Here is a 15212-nt window from a genome sequence, read left to right on the forward strand (position 1 = left end):
CTTTGGTCGGCATGGCCCCCGGCGCAATCCGGGCCTATATGGAGCCTGGCGGTTGACCCCGCCGGGGTCGGCGCTAGTGTCCGCGCCGCTTCCTTCCCTGCGCCAGACCGATCAGAGGACTTCCATGGCCGACGCCCCCCAGACCTACGACGTGGTGATCATCGGGGGCGGGCCGGGCGGCTATAACGCCGCCATCCGCGCCGGCCAGCTGGGCCTCAAGGTCGCCTGCGTCGAGATGCGCTCGACCCTCGGCGGCACCTGCCTGAACGTCGGCTGCATGCCCTCCAAGGCCCTTCTGCATGCCTCGGAACTGTATGAGGCGGCCGGCAAGGACTTCGCCGGCATCGGCATCGAGGTGAAGCCCAAGCTGAACCTGCCCCAGATGCACAAGGCCAAGGACGACAGCGTCGAGGCCCTGACCAAGGGCATCGAATTCCTGTTCAAGAAGAACAAGGTCGACTGGCTGAAGGGCCGCGGCCGCATCGCCGGCCATGACGGGACTTTGGGCAAGGTCGAGGTCGAGGCCGCCGACGGCGCCAAGACGACCTATGACGCCAAGAACATCATCATCGCCACCGGCTCCGAGCCGACCCCGCTGCCGGGCGTCGCCTTCGAGGAGGGCAAGGTCATCGACTCGACCGGCGCCCTCTTCCTGCCCAAGGTGCCCAAGCACATGATCGTCATCGGCGCGGGCGTGATCGGCCTGGAGCTGGGCTCGGTCTGGCGCCGCCTGGGCGCCGAGGTCACCGTGGTCGAATACCTGGACAAGGTCGGCGCCGGCATGGACAGCGAAGTCGCCGTCGCCTTCCAGCGCGGTCTGGCCAAGCAGGGCATGACCTTCCGCATGGGCACCAAGGTCACCGGCGCCAAGTCGGTCAAGGACGGCGTCGAGCTGACGGTCGAGCCGGCCGCCGGCGGCGCCGCTGAAACGATCAAGGGCGACGTCGTCCTGGTCGCCATCGGCCGCCGCCCCTACACCGAGGGCCTGGGCCTGGAGACGGTCGGCGTCACGCCGGACCAGCGCGGCTTCGTCGGCCACGACCACTTCAAGACCTCGGCGCCGGGCGTCTGGGTCATCGGCGACGTGACCCACGGCCCGATGCTGGCTCACAAGGCCGAGGAAGACGCCGTGGCCGCCGTCGAACTGATCGCCGGCAAGCCGGGCCACGTCGACTACGACCTGGTCCCGTCGGTCATCTACACCACGCCGGAGGTGGCCTGGGTCGGCAAGACCGAGGAGCAGTTGAAGGCCGCAGGCGTCGCCTACAAGAAGGGCAAGTTCCCCTTCGCCGCCAACAGCCGCGCCAAGATCAACCACGAGACGGACGGCTTCGTGAAGGTGCTGGCCGATGCGACGACCGACAAGCTGCTGGGCGTCCACATCTATGGTCCCCAGGCCGGCGAACTGATCAGCGAAGCCTCGATGACCATGGCCTTCGGCGGCTCGTCGGAAGACATCGCCCGCACCTGCCACCCCCACCCGACCCGCTCGGAAGCCGTCCGCCAGGCGGCCATGGGCGTCGAAGGCTGGACCATGCAGGCCTAAGGCTTAGGCTTTCAGCCCGAACGCATCACGGCGCGCTCCGCAGGGGGCGCGCCGTTTTCGTTTGGGGGGGAGCGGTCGCAGCGAGTGTCTTTGATGGGGGGATTGCCGACATTGCCGAAGTTAGTGGGCGGTATGTCTAGTCATCAGAAATCGGTTGCCCGGAAACCGCCGCAGGGTTGGTCGTTCACGATAACCGAAGTCAGCAATGGCATGTATCGAGTGAGGGGCGTCGGGCCAGACGGGGTGGCCATAGAGCGACACGGCACGGACGATGATGCGTTGCTCTTTCAGTTGATTGAGGACGCCGAAAAGCTGTCCATGTGAACCGCTGCAACGGGTGGTTAGCGGACGTCGGTTCTGGCCCTGAGCACGTTCACTCGTCGCCTATCGCTGACAGGTCGCTGAAATTATGCGCAGTCTATTGCGCAATACCCTGCGCATTAGTATGACGCAGGAATGATCCATCGAGATTTCTACGACACCGCAATCGTGCGGAAGGCCTACACGGCCAAGAAGCTGCTGGACCTCGCCTTCCTGATTCAGAACCAGGTGACGAAGGTCTACGTCCGCAACGGAATGGTCTTTCCTGTCTCCTGCTCGTCCACACTGCTGCATCTCAGCAAGAATGGACCGGCTTCCGTGACAGAGGTCGCCCGCGCGTTGGAACACCCTCACCAGACGGTGGCGCAACACCTCGCCACGCTCAGCAAGCTCCACGTCATCGAAAAGCGAACCGACGCCGCCGACCGTCGACGCACCGAGTATTTTCTGACCGAGTTCGGCACGGCGCAGGCCGGCCTTCTGCATCAGTACAATGTCGAAGCGGCCGCCGTTTTCGAGGGTCTGGACACCGACATCGACGCCGACCTCGGCGATCTTCTGGACCGCGCCATGGCGGCGCTCAATGCTCGGCCGATGGACGATCGCTTCGAACTTCCCCAATCGCCTGGAGATCAATCGTGAGAAAATTCCTCATCGCCCTGGGCGTCATTCTGGCAGCCCTGCTGGTCTATTGGCTTGCTTCACCCAAACAGTTGCTGCGGTCCGAAAGCACGCAGGACTTTGCCGACTTCGTGCCCGCCATGATGGAGGAAGAGGCGATCCCAGGCTTGGCCATCGCGGTCGTGAGAGATCACCAGGTCGTCCACATGCAGGGCTACGGGTTCGCCGACGTGGAAGCGCGCAAGCCGATGACCGCCGAAACTCCCATGAACATTGCGTCCATCAGCAAGCCCATATTGGGGATCGTCCTGCTGCAGCTTCACGACAAGGGGCTGCTGGATCTGGACGCCGACATCAACGCCATGCTGCCCTTCCGGGTGAACAATCCCAATGCCGACGGCCAGGCGATATCCATTCGCCAACTTGCGACCCATACATCCGGCATCGCAGACTTCTATGTAGTCTCGGACTACCAGAAGGGGGCGGACTCGCCGACGCCTCTGGTCGATCACCTTCGCGGCCTCCTGACGCCAGAAGGCGCACGCTATGAAGGCGGCGCGCACTACCTCACGACGGCGCCTGGAGCCGAACGCGAGTACAGCAACCTTGGCGCCGGTGTCGCCGGCGCCGTAGCCGAGACCGTCGGGCGCGCGCCCTTGGCCGCGCTAGCCAAGACGAACGTGTTCGAGCCTCTCGGGATGACGAACTCTTCCTGGCTTCTGGCTGACTATCGCCCTGGTGAGCTGGCGACCCGATACGACGTGGTGCAGTGCCTTCCCCTCACCGGTCTCTGCGCAAGCACGGAACAACCGAAGCGCAACTTCCTCATCCGCAAGATCTTCCGCCCCGCCAGCAGCGACCGTCACTTTGCAACCTATCCCCAGTTCGGGAACCCCAACTACCCGGACGGCGGCGTGAACGCGTCGGCACGGGATCTGACCTTGCTGGCCCAGAGCATGCTGGCGGGAGGAAAGACGCGCAGCGGCCACCTGCTCTCCACCGCCTCTTTCGATGAGATGCTGAAACTACAACTGCCGCCCAGCATCGACGATCGGCAGCGCTTCTTCTGGCGGGATCGCAACGGGCTCATCGGCCATGCAGGTTCGGACCAGGGTGTTTACACCAGCCTCTATTTTGATCCGGCGAGGGGAAACGCCATCGTCGTCCTGATGAACCGCACGCCCGATGTGCAGACCGAGCAAGCGATGGCCCGTCTCTTCGATCGCATCAACCGGGACTTGCTGCGTCCGTGAATCCGATAGGCGTACTTCGCCAAGGGGCTACTCTGAGTTAGCTGCGACTGTTCGGGCTTGGCAACACTCATGTCCGCAATGGGTCGATTGCGGTCCTGGGTTTCGGCGCCGAAAGCGGACATTGGCCGTCCGGCTCGAAAGCGGCCGCCGTCAATGTCCGCTAAGGGGGGAGCGGGCGTTAGCGAACTTCCCATCGGGCAAAGGCGTAATAGCTGTCGCCAGGCGCAGGCACATTGCCATCGGCGCCCTGCGCAATCGCCCTGAGCTGGACACGTGTCGCCCATGCTCCGAACGGAGACTGCGGTTCCGACTCATCAATAAGACTGCAGGCAGTAGTCACGCCGCTTTCGCCGAGATCGCATTTCAACAATGCCCATCCTTTGCCGACCTGATCGATGGGGGCTGTCGTTAACAGGCGTTGTGGCACCCGCCCCTTGACCTCAGCAGGGCACCACAGCCGTGATCCCGCAATCGGATCACGCTCGGACCGTTCACAAACGACAGGTTCAGGCCGCACCGCAACGGGCATGGTCGATTGGCTAAAGGCCAAGAACATCGTGGCGATAATCATCGGCTTTCCTATCGCCTGGTCGCCAACGTCCGCAACGGGTCGTAAGCGTTCATCGGTTCCCACACCGAGAACGGACCTGGCTTCAAGCACGGTGCTCGAGTTTTCTCGACTTGGCCTCGCAATCGATGGTGCGCGTGACCATGTCGGAGGCTGACCCCTTCCACGACACCGGATCACCCTCATGGACCTTCAACTCACCGGCAAGCGCGCCCTGATCTGCGGCGGCTCCAGCGGCCTGGGACGGGCGGTGGCGACGGCTCTGGTGGCCGAAGGGGCGCACGTGGCCCTGCTGTCGCGCGATGCGGTCAAGCTGCAGGCTGTGGCCGACGAGTTGAACGCCATGGGGCCGGGCAAGGCCGTGATCGCCCCCGCTGATCTGGCCGATCATGCGGGCCTGCTGAAGGCGGTGGATGTGGCCGAAGCCGCTCTGGGCGGGCCGATCGAGATTTTGCTGAACAATACCGGCGGGCCGCCGCCGTCGGGCGTCAACGGGCTGGAGCCGTCCGTCTGGCGCGATCATTTCGAGTCCATGGTGCTGTCGGTCTTCCGTCTGACCGACCGGGTGCTGCCGGGGATGAGGTCCATGGGCTGGGGGCGCATTCTCAACGTCGCCTCCATCACCGTGATCGAGCCGGTCGGGACGCTGGGCGTGTCTAACACCCTGCGCGCCTCGGTGGCGGCCTGGGCCAAGACCCTGGCGGGCGAGGTCGCGGCCAATGGCGTGACCGTCAACACCCTGCTGCCGGGCCGCATCGACACGCCGCGCATCGAGCGTCTGGACGCCGCCCGCGCCGCCGCCACCGGGGTCGAACCCGCCGAGGCGCGTGCGGAATCGGTGAAATCCATCCCCGCCGGACGTATCGGCGCGACCGAGGAGTTCGGGGCCGTCGCCGCCTTCCTGGCCAGCCCTCTGGCGGGCTATGTCACGGGATCGCTGATCCGCGTGGACGGCGGGGCGGTCAAGGCGATCTGACCTGGGGCGGCCGCCTCAGCAGGTCGCCGAAGGTGATGCGGGACTGGCCGTAGTCCAGGGTGATGCGATCGAACCGCATCAGGATGTCGGCCCCCAGCAACAAGGCGGGCTGTTCGCTCAGACCCAGGACCTGAAAGGCGTGCAGATCGCCGAACAGCAGGGGTGTGACGCCCATCTCGCGGCGCGCCAGCCGCAGGTTGGACACAGATCCGCTATGGACCATCAGCGACTGGCCGATGACGCCATAGACGCGGATGGTTTGGCGCGGCGTGGGACCGACCTGAGCATCGACGGCGCGCATCAGCGCCAGGTTGGCGATTGAATACTGGGCGCCGCTGTCGACGAAGGCCACAGCCGGCACGCCGTCGACTTCGATATGGGTCAGGAACAGTTGGCCGAAACGGCCGCTGCGCACCGGTGTGATGTCGGTGCGCAACCGGCTGGCCACGCCGACGGCGACGCCCCGCGCAATCACGTCGGGTCCAGAGGGCGCCAGCATGATCCGCCGTTGGCGCAACAGCAGGGTCAGTCGAAAGCGCGACAGGACGTCCAGCCCCAGCAGTCCGTCGGCGCCCAGGACCTCGTAGGGAAAGACCGGCGGCGTCATGTGGGTGAAACGCCGGCCCGAGAAATCCAGTCGAGGCAGCTCGACTGTCTGGACCACCTCCGCCGCCGTGATGCCGTGGACCAGAACCGGCGGGCCGGGAGCCAGGTTCAGTTCGGCGGCCAGGCGGTCGGAAATGGCGGTGCGCTCGGCTCCCGTGTCGATGACGAACAGAGGCTCGCGCAGGCTGCCCACGTTCACCTTGACGCCCATGCGCGTCAGCAGGTTCTCCAACAGTCGGGCGGCTTCGTCGGGTTCGGGCGGCGGCGAGGGGGTCACAGGGTCTTGCGCGCCGACCAGGCCGGGCAGGGCGAACGCCGCTGCGCCGCCCGCGCCCAGGGTCAGCGCCGCGCGCCGCGAAGGGTGACCGATCGATCCTGTTTCACGCAACGGCCTATCTCCGCGCCGCGATCAATCCCCGCACGGAGAATAGGCGCCGTTCGCGGTCGCTGGATAGTCAGCTTCTCGGGTGAGCCTCGGCGTAGGCGGCCAGTAGGCGGGCGGCGTCGACCTGGGTGTATTTCTGGGTCGTGGACAGGCTGGCGTGGCCCAGCAGTTCCTGGATGGAGCGCAGGTCGGCGCCGGCCCCCAGCAGGTGGGTGGCGAAGCTGTGGCGCAGGGCGTGGGGCGTGGCCGAGGCGGGCAGGCCCAGGCGCCCGCGCAGGCGCTGGACCGTGGCCTGGACGTGACGGGGGCTTAAGGGCCCGCCGCGCTTGGCGCGGAACAAGGGGGTGTCCGCTTCAAGGATGAAGGGCTGTTGGGCCAGATAGGCGTCCACCGCCTCGCGCACCTGGGGCAGGACCGGGGCCAGCCGCATCTTGCCGCCCTTGCCGGTGATCCTCAGGGCGTCGGGCAGGGGGGCGTCGGATCGCTTCAGCGACAGGGCCTCGGAAATCCGCAATCCGCAGCCGTAGAGCAGGGTCAGGACGGCGCGGTCGCGCGCGGCCTCCCACGGCGCCATGTCGGGATCGGCTTCGGGTTCGTGCAGCAGGCCCCTGGCCTGATCCTCGGTGACCGGGCGGGGCAGGGACGGCTTGACGCGCGGGCCGCGCACCAGGGCCAGTTGCGGCGCGGGCGTGCCGCAGCGTCGGTCGAGGAAGGCGTGAAAGCCGCGAATGGCGGCCAGGGTCTGGCTGAGCGAGCGGGCGTTCAGGGGGCGCTCGCCGCTGCGACGTTCGGCCAGATGGGCGCGGACCTCGGCGGCGGTGACGGCGCCGAGATCAGTCAATGACTGCGGCCCGCCGCGATGACGTTCGAGGAAGGCGACGTAGAGCCGCCCGATGTGGCCATAGGCCTCCAGCGTGCGCGGCGACAGGCGACGCTCGTGCGCCAGATGCTCGAGCCAGGCGAGGAGGGCCTCCGGGGCGGTTAAGCCTGCGTCGGCCATCGCTCGGCCATGCGTTCGACCACGCGGGTGATGAAGGCCACCAGTTCGCAGCCCATGGCCGGGGTGAAGCCGTCATCCTCAAACGAGCCGAAGGCGCACAGGGCCGGGCGGGCGCCGTCCGAACCCGGCAGATGCAGGCTCATGCGGACCAGAGCCACCGACTTCACCTCGCCCTCGGCGGGGCCGAACAGGTCCAGACCTGTGAAGTTGGGGCCGAGCCATTCCAGACCGTCGTCGCCCAGCAGGGCGTCGACGCGGCCCGGCTCCAGCGCCTTCCAGCCGAAAGGCACGGCGCCGGGCTTCTCGAGAGCGATGGCGCCCCCGGCGAGGCCGAAGCGGGCTTGCGAGGTAGCGTCCAACTGGCGAGACAACTCGGCGTGGGTGGTCGCCTCCATCAGGTCCAGGGCCGAGACGTGGGTCTGGGTCTGGGCGGCGAAGTTGGCGCGGGCGATCTCTTCGATCTGTTTTCGCGCCCCGGCCTCGCGCTGGACCACGGCTTCCAGCCGGGTCAGGGCCGCGCGGCCGAAATCGACCACGTTGCGGCCGGTGGCGCGCAGGCCCAGTTCTTCCAGAAGGGTGCGGTCGTCCAGCAGGCGATCCGGGTGGGCGTTCAACCAGGCCCGCACCTCGGGCCAGTGAAGGCCCTCGGCGGCGTCGGATGAGAGGTCCAAGGAAGTGCTCAAGTGGACCTCTTTCCGGTCGGCGTTACAGGATGGACTGACCGGTCTTGCCCCAGTCAGCCAAAAACGCATCAAGCCCCTTGTCGGTTAACGGGTGCTTGACCAGGGCCTTGAAAGTGTCGGCCGGCAGGGTGGCGGCGTCGGCGCCGGCGATGGCGGCGGCGGTGACGTGGTCAGGGTTGCGCAAGCTGGCGGCCAGGATCTCGGTGTCGAAATCATGGATGTCGTAGAGGGCGCGGATTTCTTCCAGCAGGCCCACGCCGTCGGCGCCGACGTCTTCCAGGCGACCGACGAAGGGCGAGATGAAGGTGGCGCCCGCCTTGGCGGCCAGCATGGCCTGGGCGGCCGAGAAGCACAGGGTGACGTTGGTCTTGATCCCCTTGTCGGCAAAGGCCCGCGTGGCGCGCAGCCCGTCCCAGGTCAGGGGCAGTTTGACGACCACGTTCGGTGCGATGGCGGCCAGCTTGTCGCCCTCCTTGACCATGGTCTCGAAGTCGGTCGCCACGGCCTCGGCGGAAATCGGCCCCTCGACGAGGGCGCAAATCTCAGCGATGACCTCGGCGATGTTCCGACCCGACTTGGCGATCAGCGACGGATTGGTGGTGACGCCGTCCACCATCCCGGTGGGCAGCATGTCCTTGATGACGGCGACGTCGGCGGTGTCGAGAAAGAGTTTCATGGGACAGGGTTTTAACGCCGAGATGGCTGAAGGGCGAGCCTCCTTTTCCTCCCCACTGTGTGGGGAGGGGGACCACGAAGTGGTGGAGGGGACGGCCCAGTCGTTGAATGTCGAGACGCCCCCTCCGTCACGGCGCGATGCGCCGCGCCACCTCCCCATGGAATGGGGAGGAAAGGCGGTATGAAAGTCGCCTCCGTCCTCATTCCCCTGCCGGTGCCCGAGGCCTTCGACTACGAGGTCCCGGAGGGGCTGACGGCTGTGCGCGGCGATCAGGTCAACGTGCCGCTGGGGCCGCGCTTAATCCGGGGCGTCGTGGCCGAGGTGTTCGAGACCACGGGCTCCAACCGGCGGCTGAAGGCGATCAATCAGGTGCTGAGCGAGCATCGCCTGCCGGAACGGACCCTGACCTTTGTCGAATGGGCCGCGCGATGGACCCTGAGCCCGCCGGGCGAGATGGCGGCCGCGGCCTTGAAAGGCCTGCGCGCGCCCCGGCCCCGGCCTGAGCGGCGGGTCAAACGGGTCGAGGGCCGCAGCCCCGCCCGCCCCACGGCGACCCGGACGGCGGTTCTGGAGGCTCTGGGCCAGAAGTCCATGACCGGCGCCGATCTGGCCCGCGCGGCCAATGTGTCGCCGGGCGTGGTCAAGGGACTGGTCGACGAGGGGGTGCTGACGGTCATCGAGATCGAGGCGGTCGCCGCCTTTGACGCCCCCGATCCCGACCATGCCCCCGCTGTCTTGAATCCGGATCAGGCGGCCTCGGCCACGGCCATCGCCGAGGCTGTGGCCAAGGGCGGCTTCGCCCCCTTCCTGCTGGACGGGGTGACGGGCTCAGGCAAGACCGAGGCCTATCTGGAGGCTGCGGCGCGGACGCTGCGCCATGATCCCGCCGCGCAGATTTTGATCCTGCTGCCCGAAATCGCCCTGACCCAGGCGGTGATCGAGCGCATCGCCGCCCGTTTCGGCGTCATGCCCGCCGAATGGCATTCGGGCGTCGCCCCGCCGAAACGTCGCCAGGTGTGGGAAGCGGTGGTCGCCGGGCGCTGCAACATCGTGGTCGGGGCCCGCTCGGCTCTCTTCCTGCCCTACGCCAACCTGAGGCTGGTGGTGGTGGACGAGGAACACGACGGCTCGTTCAAACAGGAAGAGGGTCTGGTCTATCATGGCCGCGACCTGGCCGTGGCCCGCAGCCGGATCGAGGGCGCGACCGTGGTTCTGGCCTCGGCCACCCCGTCGCTGGAGACCTTGTGGAACGCGCGTCAGGGTCGCTACGGCTGGCTCAAGCTGGCGGCGCGGCATGGGGCGGCGGTGCTGCCGGACATCGAGCTGGTGGACCTGCGCACCTGCCCGCCGGACCCGCAGACCTGGCTGTCGCAGCCGCTGCGTGACGCCATCGGCGAGACCTTCGCCAAGGGGGAGCAGAGCCTGCTCTTCCTCAACCGCCGCGGCTACGCCCCCGTCGTCCTGTGCCGCGCCTGTGGTCATCGCCTGACCGCGCCGGATACGGATTCATGGCTGGTCGAGCATCGCTACACCGGGCGGCTGGTCTGCCACCTGACCGGCTTTTCGATGATGAAGCCCAAGCTCTGCCCGTCGTGCGGGGCCGAGGATTCGCTGGTGCCGGTGGGGCCGGGAGTCGAGCGCGTCGAGGAGGAAGTGCGTCGGCTCTTCCCCGAGGCCCGCACCGCCATCTTCAGCTCCGACACCGTGCCGGACGGCCAGTCAGCCCGCGCCCTGATCCAGTCGATGGCTGAGGGCGAGATCGATATTCTGGTGGCGACGCAGGCCGCCGCCAAGGGCCACAACTTCCCGCGCCTGACCCTGGTCGGGGTGGTGGACGCCGACCTCGGCCTGCGCGGCGGCGACCTGCGCGCGGCGGAACGCACCTATCAACTTCTGGCCCAGGCCACGGGGCGGGCGGGGCGGGCGGACAAGCCGGGCCGCGCCCTGTTGCAGACCTGGACGCCTGAGCATCCGGTGTTGCAGGCGCTGGCGGCGGGGGACCGCGACGCCTTCGTCGAGGCCGAGATGGGCGAGCGCGAGGCGGCGTCGCTGCCGCCACACGGTCGTCTGGCGGCGATCATCCTGTCCAGCGAGAACGCCATGGCGGTGGAAAAGGTCGCCCGCGATCTGGCCGAAGCCATCCCCAACGCCGAGCGGCTGGAGGTTTACGGCCCCGCCGACGCACCCCTGGCCCTGGTGCGGGGGCGGCGGCGGAAGCGGCTGCTGGTGCGGGCCGATCGCGACGTGAACCTGCAGGCCTTCCTGCGCGCCTGGCTGGGCCGGGTGAAGGCGCCAGCCTCGGTGCGGCTGACCGTGGACGTGGACCCATATAGTTTCTTGTAGAGCGCTAACGCTCGCCGCGCGGCGGCTCGCTGTTTGAGCGCCGCCTCTCACATCCGCTCGCCCCGGCGTCCGCCGGGATGATCGGGAAGGGGTAGCTTTAGCGCGGCCCCGTCAGCCGGATCTCGAACAGGCTGGGCCAGTTCTTGCCGGTCACGAACAGACGGCGGTTCGCTGCGTCCCAGGCGATGCCGTTCAGGACGTCGTCGTTCGGGTCCTTCACCTGATCCGCCGGCAGCAGGCCAGCCAGGTCGATGACGCCGACCACCTTGCCCGAGGCCGGGTCGATGCGAACGATGAAGCGGGTCTGCCAGACATTGGCCCAGACCTCGCCGTCGATCCACTCCAGTTCGTTCAATTGAGGCAGCAGACGACCGTTCAGGGTGACCGCGACCCGGCCGGTCTCGACGAAGGTCTGGGGATCGAAGAAGCGTAGATTGGGCGAGCCGTCGGACAGGATCAGCCGCGTCCCGTCGTGGGTCAGGCCCCAGCCTTCGCCTTCATAGGTGAAGCGAGCGGTCTGGCTCAGGTCGTCCGCATCCCAGACGAAGCCGACGCGGTTGTTCCAGGTCAGGGTGATGACGCGGCCGTTGATCTCGGTCAGGCCCTCGCCGAAATATTCGGGATCAAGCTCGCGCTTTTGCAGCACGACGCCGTCTTCCAGCCGCACGCGGCGAACGCTGGACGGGGCGCGGCCCGTGCTCTCGATCAGCACGCCGTCGCGATAGACCAGCCCCTGGGTGAAGGCGGTCGGGTCGTGGGGGAAGGTCCGCACCACCTCATAGCCATAGACCGGCGTGCGCGGCGTGGCGGGGGCGGGAGAGGCGGAAGCAGAGGAAGCGGCCGGCCCTGACGACTGCGCCACGGCCGACGCGGGAAGCGCCAGCAGCAGCATCGTCAGGACCGGCCAGAGACGCATCAGACGCCGGGCTCGGCGGTTTCAGCCTTGTTCAGGGCCGCCTGGGCGGCTTCCTTGGCCTGGTCCTTTTTGATCTGCGCATTGCGCGACCACATGTTCAGGAACTCGACCAGGGCCGAGAAGGCCATGGCGGCGTAGATATAGCCCTTGGGCACATGGACGCCGAAGCCGTCGGCGATCAGGACGGCGCCGATCATCAGCAGGAAGCCGAGGGCCAGCATGACCACGGTCGGGTTCTTGTCGATGAAGTTGGCCAGGGGGTCCGAGGCCAGCAGCATGACCAGGACGGCGATGACCACGGCGACCATCATGATCGGCACGTGATCGGTCATGCCGACGGCGGTCAGGATGGAGTCGACCGAGAAGACCAGGTCCAGCAGGATGATCTGGACGATGGCCGAGCCGACGTTGTTGATGACGACGTCCTTCTTGTCCTTCTCCAGCATGTCGTTCGACGCGGTGGTGTCGACGGCGTGGTGGATTTCCTTGGTGGCCTTCCACACCAGGAACAGGCCGCCGGCGATCAGGATCAGGTCGCGCCAGCTGAAGGCGGTGTCGAAGGTTTCGCCGTGGAAGCCCAGGTCGAAGACGGGGGCGGTCAGGCCGACGATCCAGCCAATGGCGGCCAGCAGGGCCAGGCGCATGACCAGGGCCAGGCCGATGCCGATGCGGCGCGTGCGCTGACGATGCTCGGGCGGCAGCTTGTTCGACAGGATCGAGATGAAGATCAGGTTGTCGATGCCGAGGACGACTTCCATGACCACGAGGGTCACGAGGGCCGCCCAGGCGGCCGGATCGCTCAGCAGGGGAGTTATGCTTTCAAGCATCGGGGTTCCAGAATGTGATGATAGCCATAAGCGGTAACGGGACCGTGAGGTTGCATCAAGCGTTCGCGCGTGGCGTTGTCGTCGCACCCGTCGCCGTCGCCGGGGCGTAGAACCGGGAAAAGAGCGCGGGTGCGACCTTATCGTTCCGTTCCCGTCGGTTGCGACCCGGGACCTTGCATGCTATCAGCCGCGCGGCTTTAGCGAAGGATGCATCGAAAGATGTGTCCCAAGCGTGCTTTCTACATGCAAATCAAGCCCTTGTCTGGCGCGAGAGATCGCGGCCGGACTCGACCCAAACGCTTCAAATCGCGGACCTTTATTACGTGGCGGACGATTTCAGAACGACGGAAGTCGGCGAACGGTATGCTCAGGCGCTGTTCGACCTCTCGCAAGAGACGGGGGCGCTCGACGCCGTGCGCGGCGATCTCGCCTCGCTGAAGGCCGTCTGGCTGGACAGCGCGGACCTGCGCCGCCTGGCTCAGTCGCCGGTCATTTCGGCCGAAGACCAGGCCAAGGGCCTGGCGGCCATCGCCGACAAGGCGAAGTTCAATGCGACCACCAAGAAGTTTCTCGGCCTGCTGGCTCAGAACGGCCGCGCTCGCGACCTGCCCGGCGTGATCGCCGGTTTCCAGGCTCTGCACGCCAAGCTGACCGGCGTCGTGGCTGCCGAGGTCGTCTCGGCCCTGCCGCTGTCGGCGGCCCAGACCAAGAGCATTCAGTCGGCCCTGCGCGCGTCGCTGGGTCGCGATCCCGAACTGACCGCCCGCGTCGATCCGTCGATCCTGGGCGGGCTGAAGGTCAAGGTGGGCTCGAAGCTGTTCGACGCCTCGCTGAAGACCAAGCTCGACCAGATGAAGTTTGCCCTCAAGCGCGCGTAAGCGCGCACCGAACAAGAATGCAGCGCGCCTGACGGCCCGCACCGAAGACGAAAGCCAGAGAGCCCACCATGGACATCCGCGCCGCCGAAATCTCGGCCATCCTCAAGTCGCAGATCGCCAACTTCGGCGTTGAAGCCGACGTTTCCGACGTCGGCCAAGTGCTGTCGGTCGGCGACGGCATCGCCCGCATCCACGGTCTGGACAATGTCCAGGCCGGTGAAATGGTCGAATTCCCCAAGGCCGGCGTGAAGGGCATGGCCCTGAACCTGGAACGCGACAACGTCGGCGCCGTGATCTTCGGCGCGGACGCCGCCATCGCCGAGGGCGATGAAGTCCGCCGCCTGGGCGAAATCGTGGACGTGCCGGTCGGCAAGGGCCTGCTGGGCCGCGTCGTCAACCCGCTGGGCGAGCCGATCGACGGCAAGGGCCCGATCCAGTTCACCGAGCGCCGCCGCGTTGACGTCAAGGCTCCCGGCATCATCCCGCGCAAGTCGGTTCACGAGCCGATGCAGACCGGCCAGAAGGCGATCGACACCCTGATCCCCGTCGGCCGCGGCCAGCGCGAGCTGATCATTGGCGACCGTCAGGTCGGCAAGACCGCCATCGCCATCGACACCATCCTGAACCAGAAGAACGTCAACAAGTCGGAAGACGAGTCGGCGAAGCTGTACTGCATCTACGTCGCCATCGGCCAGAAGCGCTCGACGGTGGCTCAGATCGTGAAGACGCTCGAGGAGTCGGGCGCTCTGGAATACACCATCGTCGTCGCCGCCACGGCTTCGGAACCGGCCCCGCTGCAGTTCCTGGCTCCGTTCGCCGGCACCGCCATGGGCGAGTTCTTCCGCGACAACGGCATGCACGCCCTGATCGTGTACGATGACCTTTCCAAGCAAGCCGTCGCCTATCGGCAGATGTCGCTGCTGCTGCGCCGTCCGCCCGGCCGTGAAGCCTATCCGGGCGACGTCTTCTACCTGCACAGCCGCCTGCTGGAGCGTTCGGCCAAGCTGAACGAGGACAATGGTTCGGGCTCCATGACGGCTCTGCCGATCATCGAAACCCAGGCAAACGACGTCTCGGCCTACATCCCGACCAACGTGATCTCGATCACCGACGGCCAGATCTTCCTGGAATCGGACCTCTTCTACCAGGGCATCCGTCCGGCCGTGAACGTCGGCATCTCGGTGTCGCGCGTCGGCTCCTCGGCCCAGATCAAGGCCATGAAGCAGGTCGCCGGTTCGATTAAGGGCGAGTTGGCCCAGTATCGTGAAATGGCCGCCTTCGCGAAGTTCGGCTCGGACCTGGACGTCTCGACCCAGAAGCTGCTGGCGCGCGGCGCCCGCCTGACCGAGCTGCTGAAGCAGCCGCAGTACTCGCCGCTGGCCGTCGAAGAGCAGGTCGTGTCGATCTACGCCGGCACGCGCGGTTACCTGGACAACGTGGCGGTGTCGGACATCGGCCGCTTCGAGAGCGAGTTGCTGGCCCGCGTCCACTCGAACCACGCTTCGCTGCTGGAAGGCATCCGCACCAAGAAGGCTCTGACGCCTGAACTGGAAGCCGAGCTCAAGGACGTCCTGGCCGCTTTCGCCAAGACCTTCGCCTAAGATCTGACCAGA

Annotated in this window: 14 protein-coding genes; 7 read left to right on the top strand and 7 right to left on the bottom strand. The window is 66.8% G+C overall.

The window, feature by feature from the left end; genetic code table 11:
* Positions 1 to 124: 124 nt before the first annotated feature.
* The 3 genes from lpdA (at position 125) to CQ039_RS09155 (ending at position 3741) form a co-directional block, all read left to right on the top strand.
* Positions 125 to 1546: a dihydrolipoyl dehydrogenase gene (gene lpdA / locus CQ039_RS09145; RefSeq protein WP_105563159.1), complete on the top strand. Its 1422-nt coding sequence runs from the start codon at positions 125 to 127 to the stop codon at positions 1544 to 1546.
* A 456-nt stretch (positions 1547 to 2002) separates the two neighbouring features.
* Positions 2003 to 2509, top strand: coding sequence for a MarR family winged helix-turn-helix transcriptional regulator (locus tag CQ039_RS09150; RefSeq protein ID WP_105563158.1), 507 nt, complete (start codon positions 2003 to 2005; stop codon positions 2507 to 2509).
* Positions 2506 to 3741, top strand: coding sequence for a serine hydrolase (locus CQ039_RS09155; protein WP_105563157.1), 1236 nt, complete (start codon positions 2506 to 2508; stop codon positions 3739 to 3741). The genes CQ039_RS09150 and CQ039_RS09155 overlap by 4 nt, the downstream gene beginning before the upstream one ends.
* A gap of 178 nt (positions 3742 to 3919) precedes the next feature.
* Here CQ039_RS09155 and CQ039_RS16540 read toward each other — a convergent pair whose 3' ends face one another.
* The gene (locus CQ039_RS16540; protein WP_146112079.1) at positions 3920 to 4312 is read right to left on the bottom strand and encodes a hypothetical protein; all 393 of its coding nucleotides are present in this window, start codon (positions 4310 to 4312) and stop codon (positions 3920 to 3922) included.
* 181 nt (positions 4313 to 4493) lie between these two features.
* On the opposite strand from CQ039_RS16540, the gene CQ039_RS09160 reads away from it, so the two are divergent.
* On the top strand, positions 4494 to 5285 hold the full coding sequence (locus tag CQ039_RS09160; RefSeq protein ID WP_105563156.1) for an SDR family oxidoreductase: 792 nt from the start codon (positions 4494 to 4496) through the stop codon (positions 5283 to 5285).
* Here CQ039_RS09160 and CQ039_RS09165 read toward each other — a convergent pair.
* The 4 genes from CQ039_RS09165 to fsa all read right to left on the bottom strand — a co-directional run bounded on the left by CQ039_RS09165 (position 5272) and on the right by fsa (position 8635).
* Positions 5272 to 6279 carry an aspartyl protease family protein gene (locus tag CQ039_RS09165; RefSeq protein ID WP_105563155.1) on the bottom strand — a complete coding sequence of 336 codons (1008 nt, stop codon included), beginning with the start codon at positions 6277 to 6279 and terminating at the stop codon, positions 5272 to 5274. The genes CQ039_RS09160 and CQ039_RS09165 overlap by 14 nt on opposite strands.
* A 67-nt stretch (positions 6280 to 6346) precedes the next feature.
* Complete coding sequence (locus CQ039_RS09170; RefSeq protein ID WP_105563154.1) at positions 6347 to 7276, bottom strand: tyrosine recombinase XerC; 930 nt, start codon at positions 7274 to 7276, stop codon at positions 6347 to 6349.
* Complete coding sequence (locus tag CQ039_RS09175) at positions 7258 to 7959, bottom strand: DUF484 family protein (RefSeq protein WP_233190189.1); 702 nt, start codon at positions 7957 to 7959, stop codon at positions 7258 to 7260. Before CQ039_RS09175 ends, CQ039_RS09170 begins: the two co-directional genes overlap by 19 nt.
* Positions 7960 to 7981: 22 nt before the next feature.
* Positions 7982 to 8635: a fructose-6-phosphate aldolase gene (gene fsa, locus CQ039_RS09180; protein ID WP_105563152.1), complete on the bottom strand. Its 654-nt coding sequence runs from the start codon at positions 8633 to 8635 to the stop codon at positions 7982 to 7984.
* A gap of 180 nt (positions 8636 to 8815) precedes the next feature.
* On the opposite strand from fsa, the gene CQ039_RS09185 reads away from it, so the two are divergent.
* The gene (locus CQ039_RS09185) at positions 8816 to 10978 is read left to right on the top strand and encodes a primosomal protein N' (RefSeq protein ID WP_105563151.1); all 2163 of its coding nucleotides are present in this window, start codon (positions 8816 to 8818) and stop codon (positions 10976 to 10978) included.
* A gap of 97 nt (positions 10979 to 11075) precedes the next feature.
* On the opposite strand, the gene CQ039_RS09190 is transcribed toward CQ039_RS09185, so the two are convergent.
* A complete protein-coding gene (locus tag CQ039_RS09190; RefSeq protein WP_105563236.1) occupies positions 11076 to 11870 on the bottom strand; it encodes a glutaminyl-peptide cyclotransferase in 795 nt (264 codons plus the stop codon).
* A gap of 23 nt (positions 11871 to 11893) precedes the next feature.
* On the bottom strand, positions 11894 to 12721 hold the full coding sequence (locus tag CQ039_RS09195) for a TerC family protein (protein WP_105563150.1): 828 nt from the start codon (positions 12719 to 12721) through the stop codon (positions 11894 to 11896).
* A gap of 323 nt (positions 12722 to 13044) precedes the next feature.
* On the opposite strand from CQ039_RS09195, the gene CQ039_RS09200 reads away from it, so the two are divergent.
* Both CQ039_RS09200 and atpA read left to right on the top strand, forming a co-directional pair.
* A complete protein-coding gene (locus CQ039_RS09200; RefSeq protein WP_105563149.1) occupies positions 13045 to 13599 on the top strand; it encodes a F0F1 ATP synthase subunit delta in 555 nt (184 codons plus the stop codon).
* A 68-nt stretch (positions 13600 to 13667) separates the two neighbouring features.
* Positions 13668 to 15200: a F0F1 ATP synthase subunit alpha gene (atpA, locus tag CQ039_RS09205; RefSeq protein ID WP_105563148.1), complete on the top strand. Its 1533-nt coding sequence runs from the start codon at positions 13668 to 13670 to the stop codon at positions 15198 to 15200.
* Positions 15201 to 15212 lie beyond the last annotated feature (12 nt).

The sequence above is a fragment of the Brevundimonas sp. MYb52 genome, from assembly GCF_002979535.1.
Taxonomy (GTDB): domain Bacteria; phylum Pseudomonadota; class Alphaproteobacteria; order Caulobacterales; family Caulobacteraceae; genus Brevundimonas.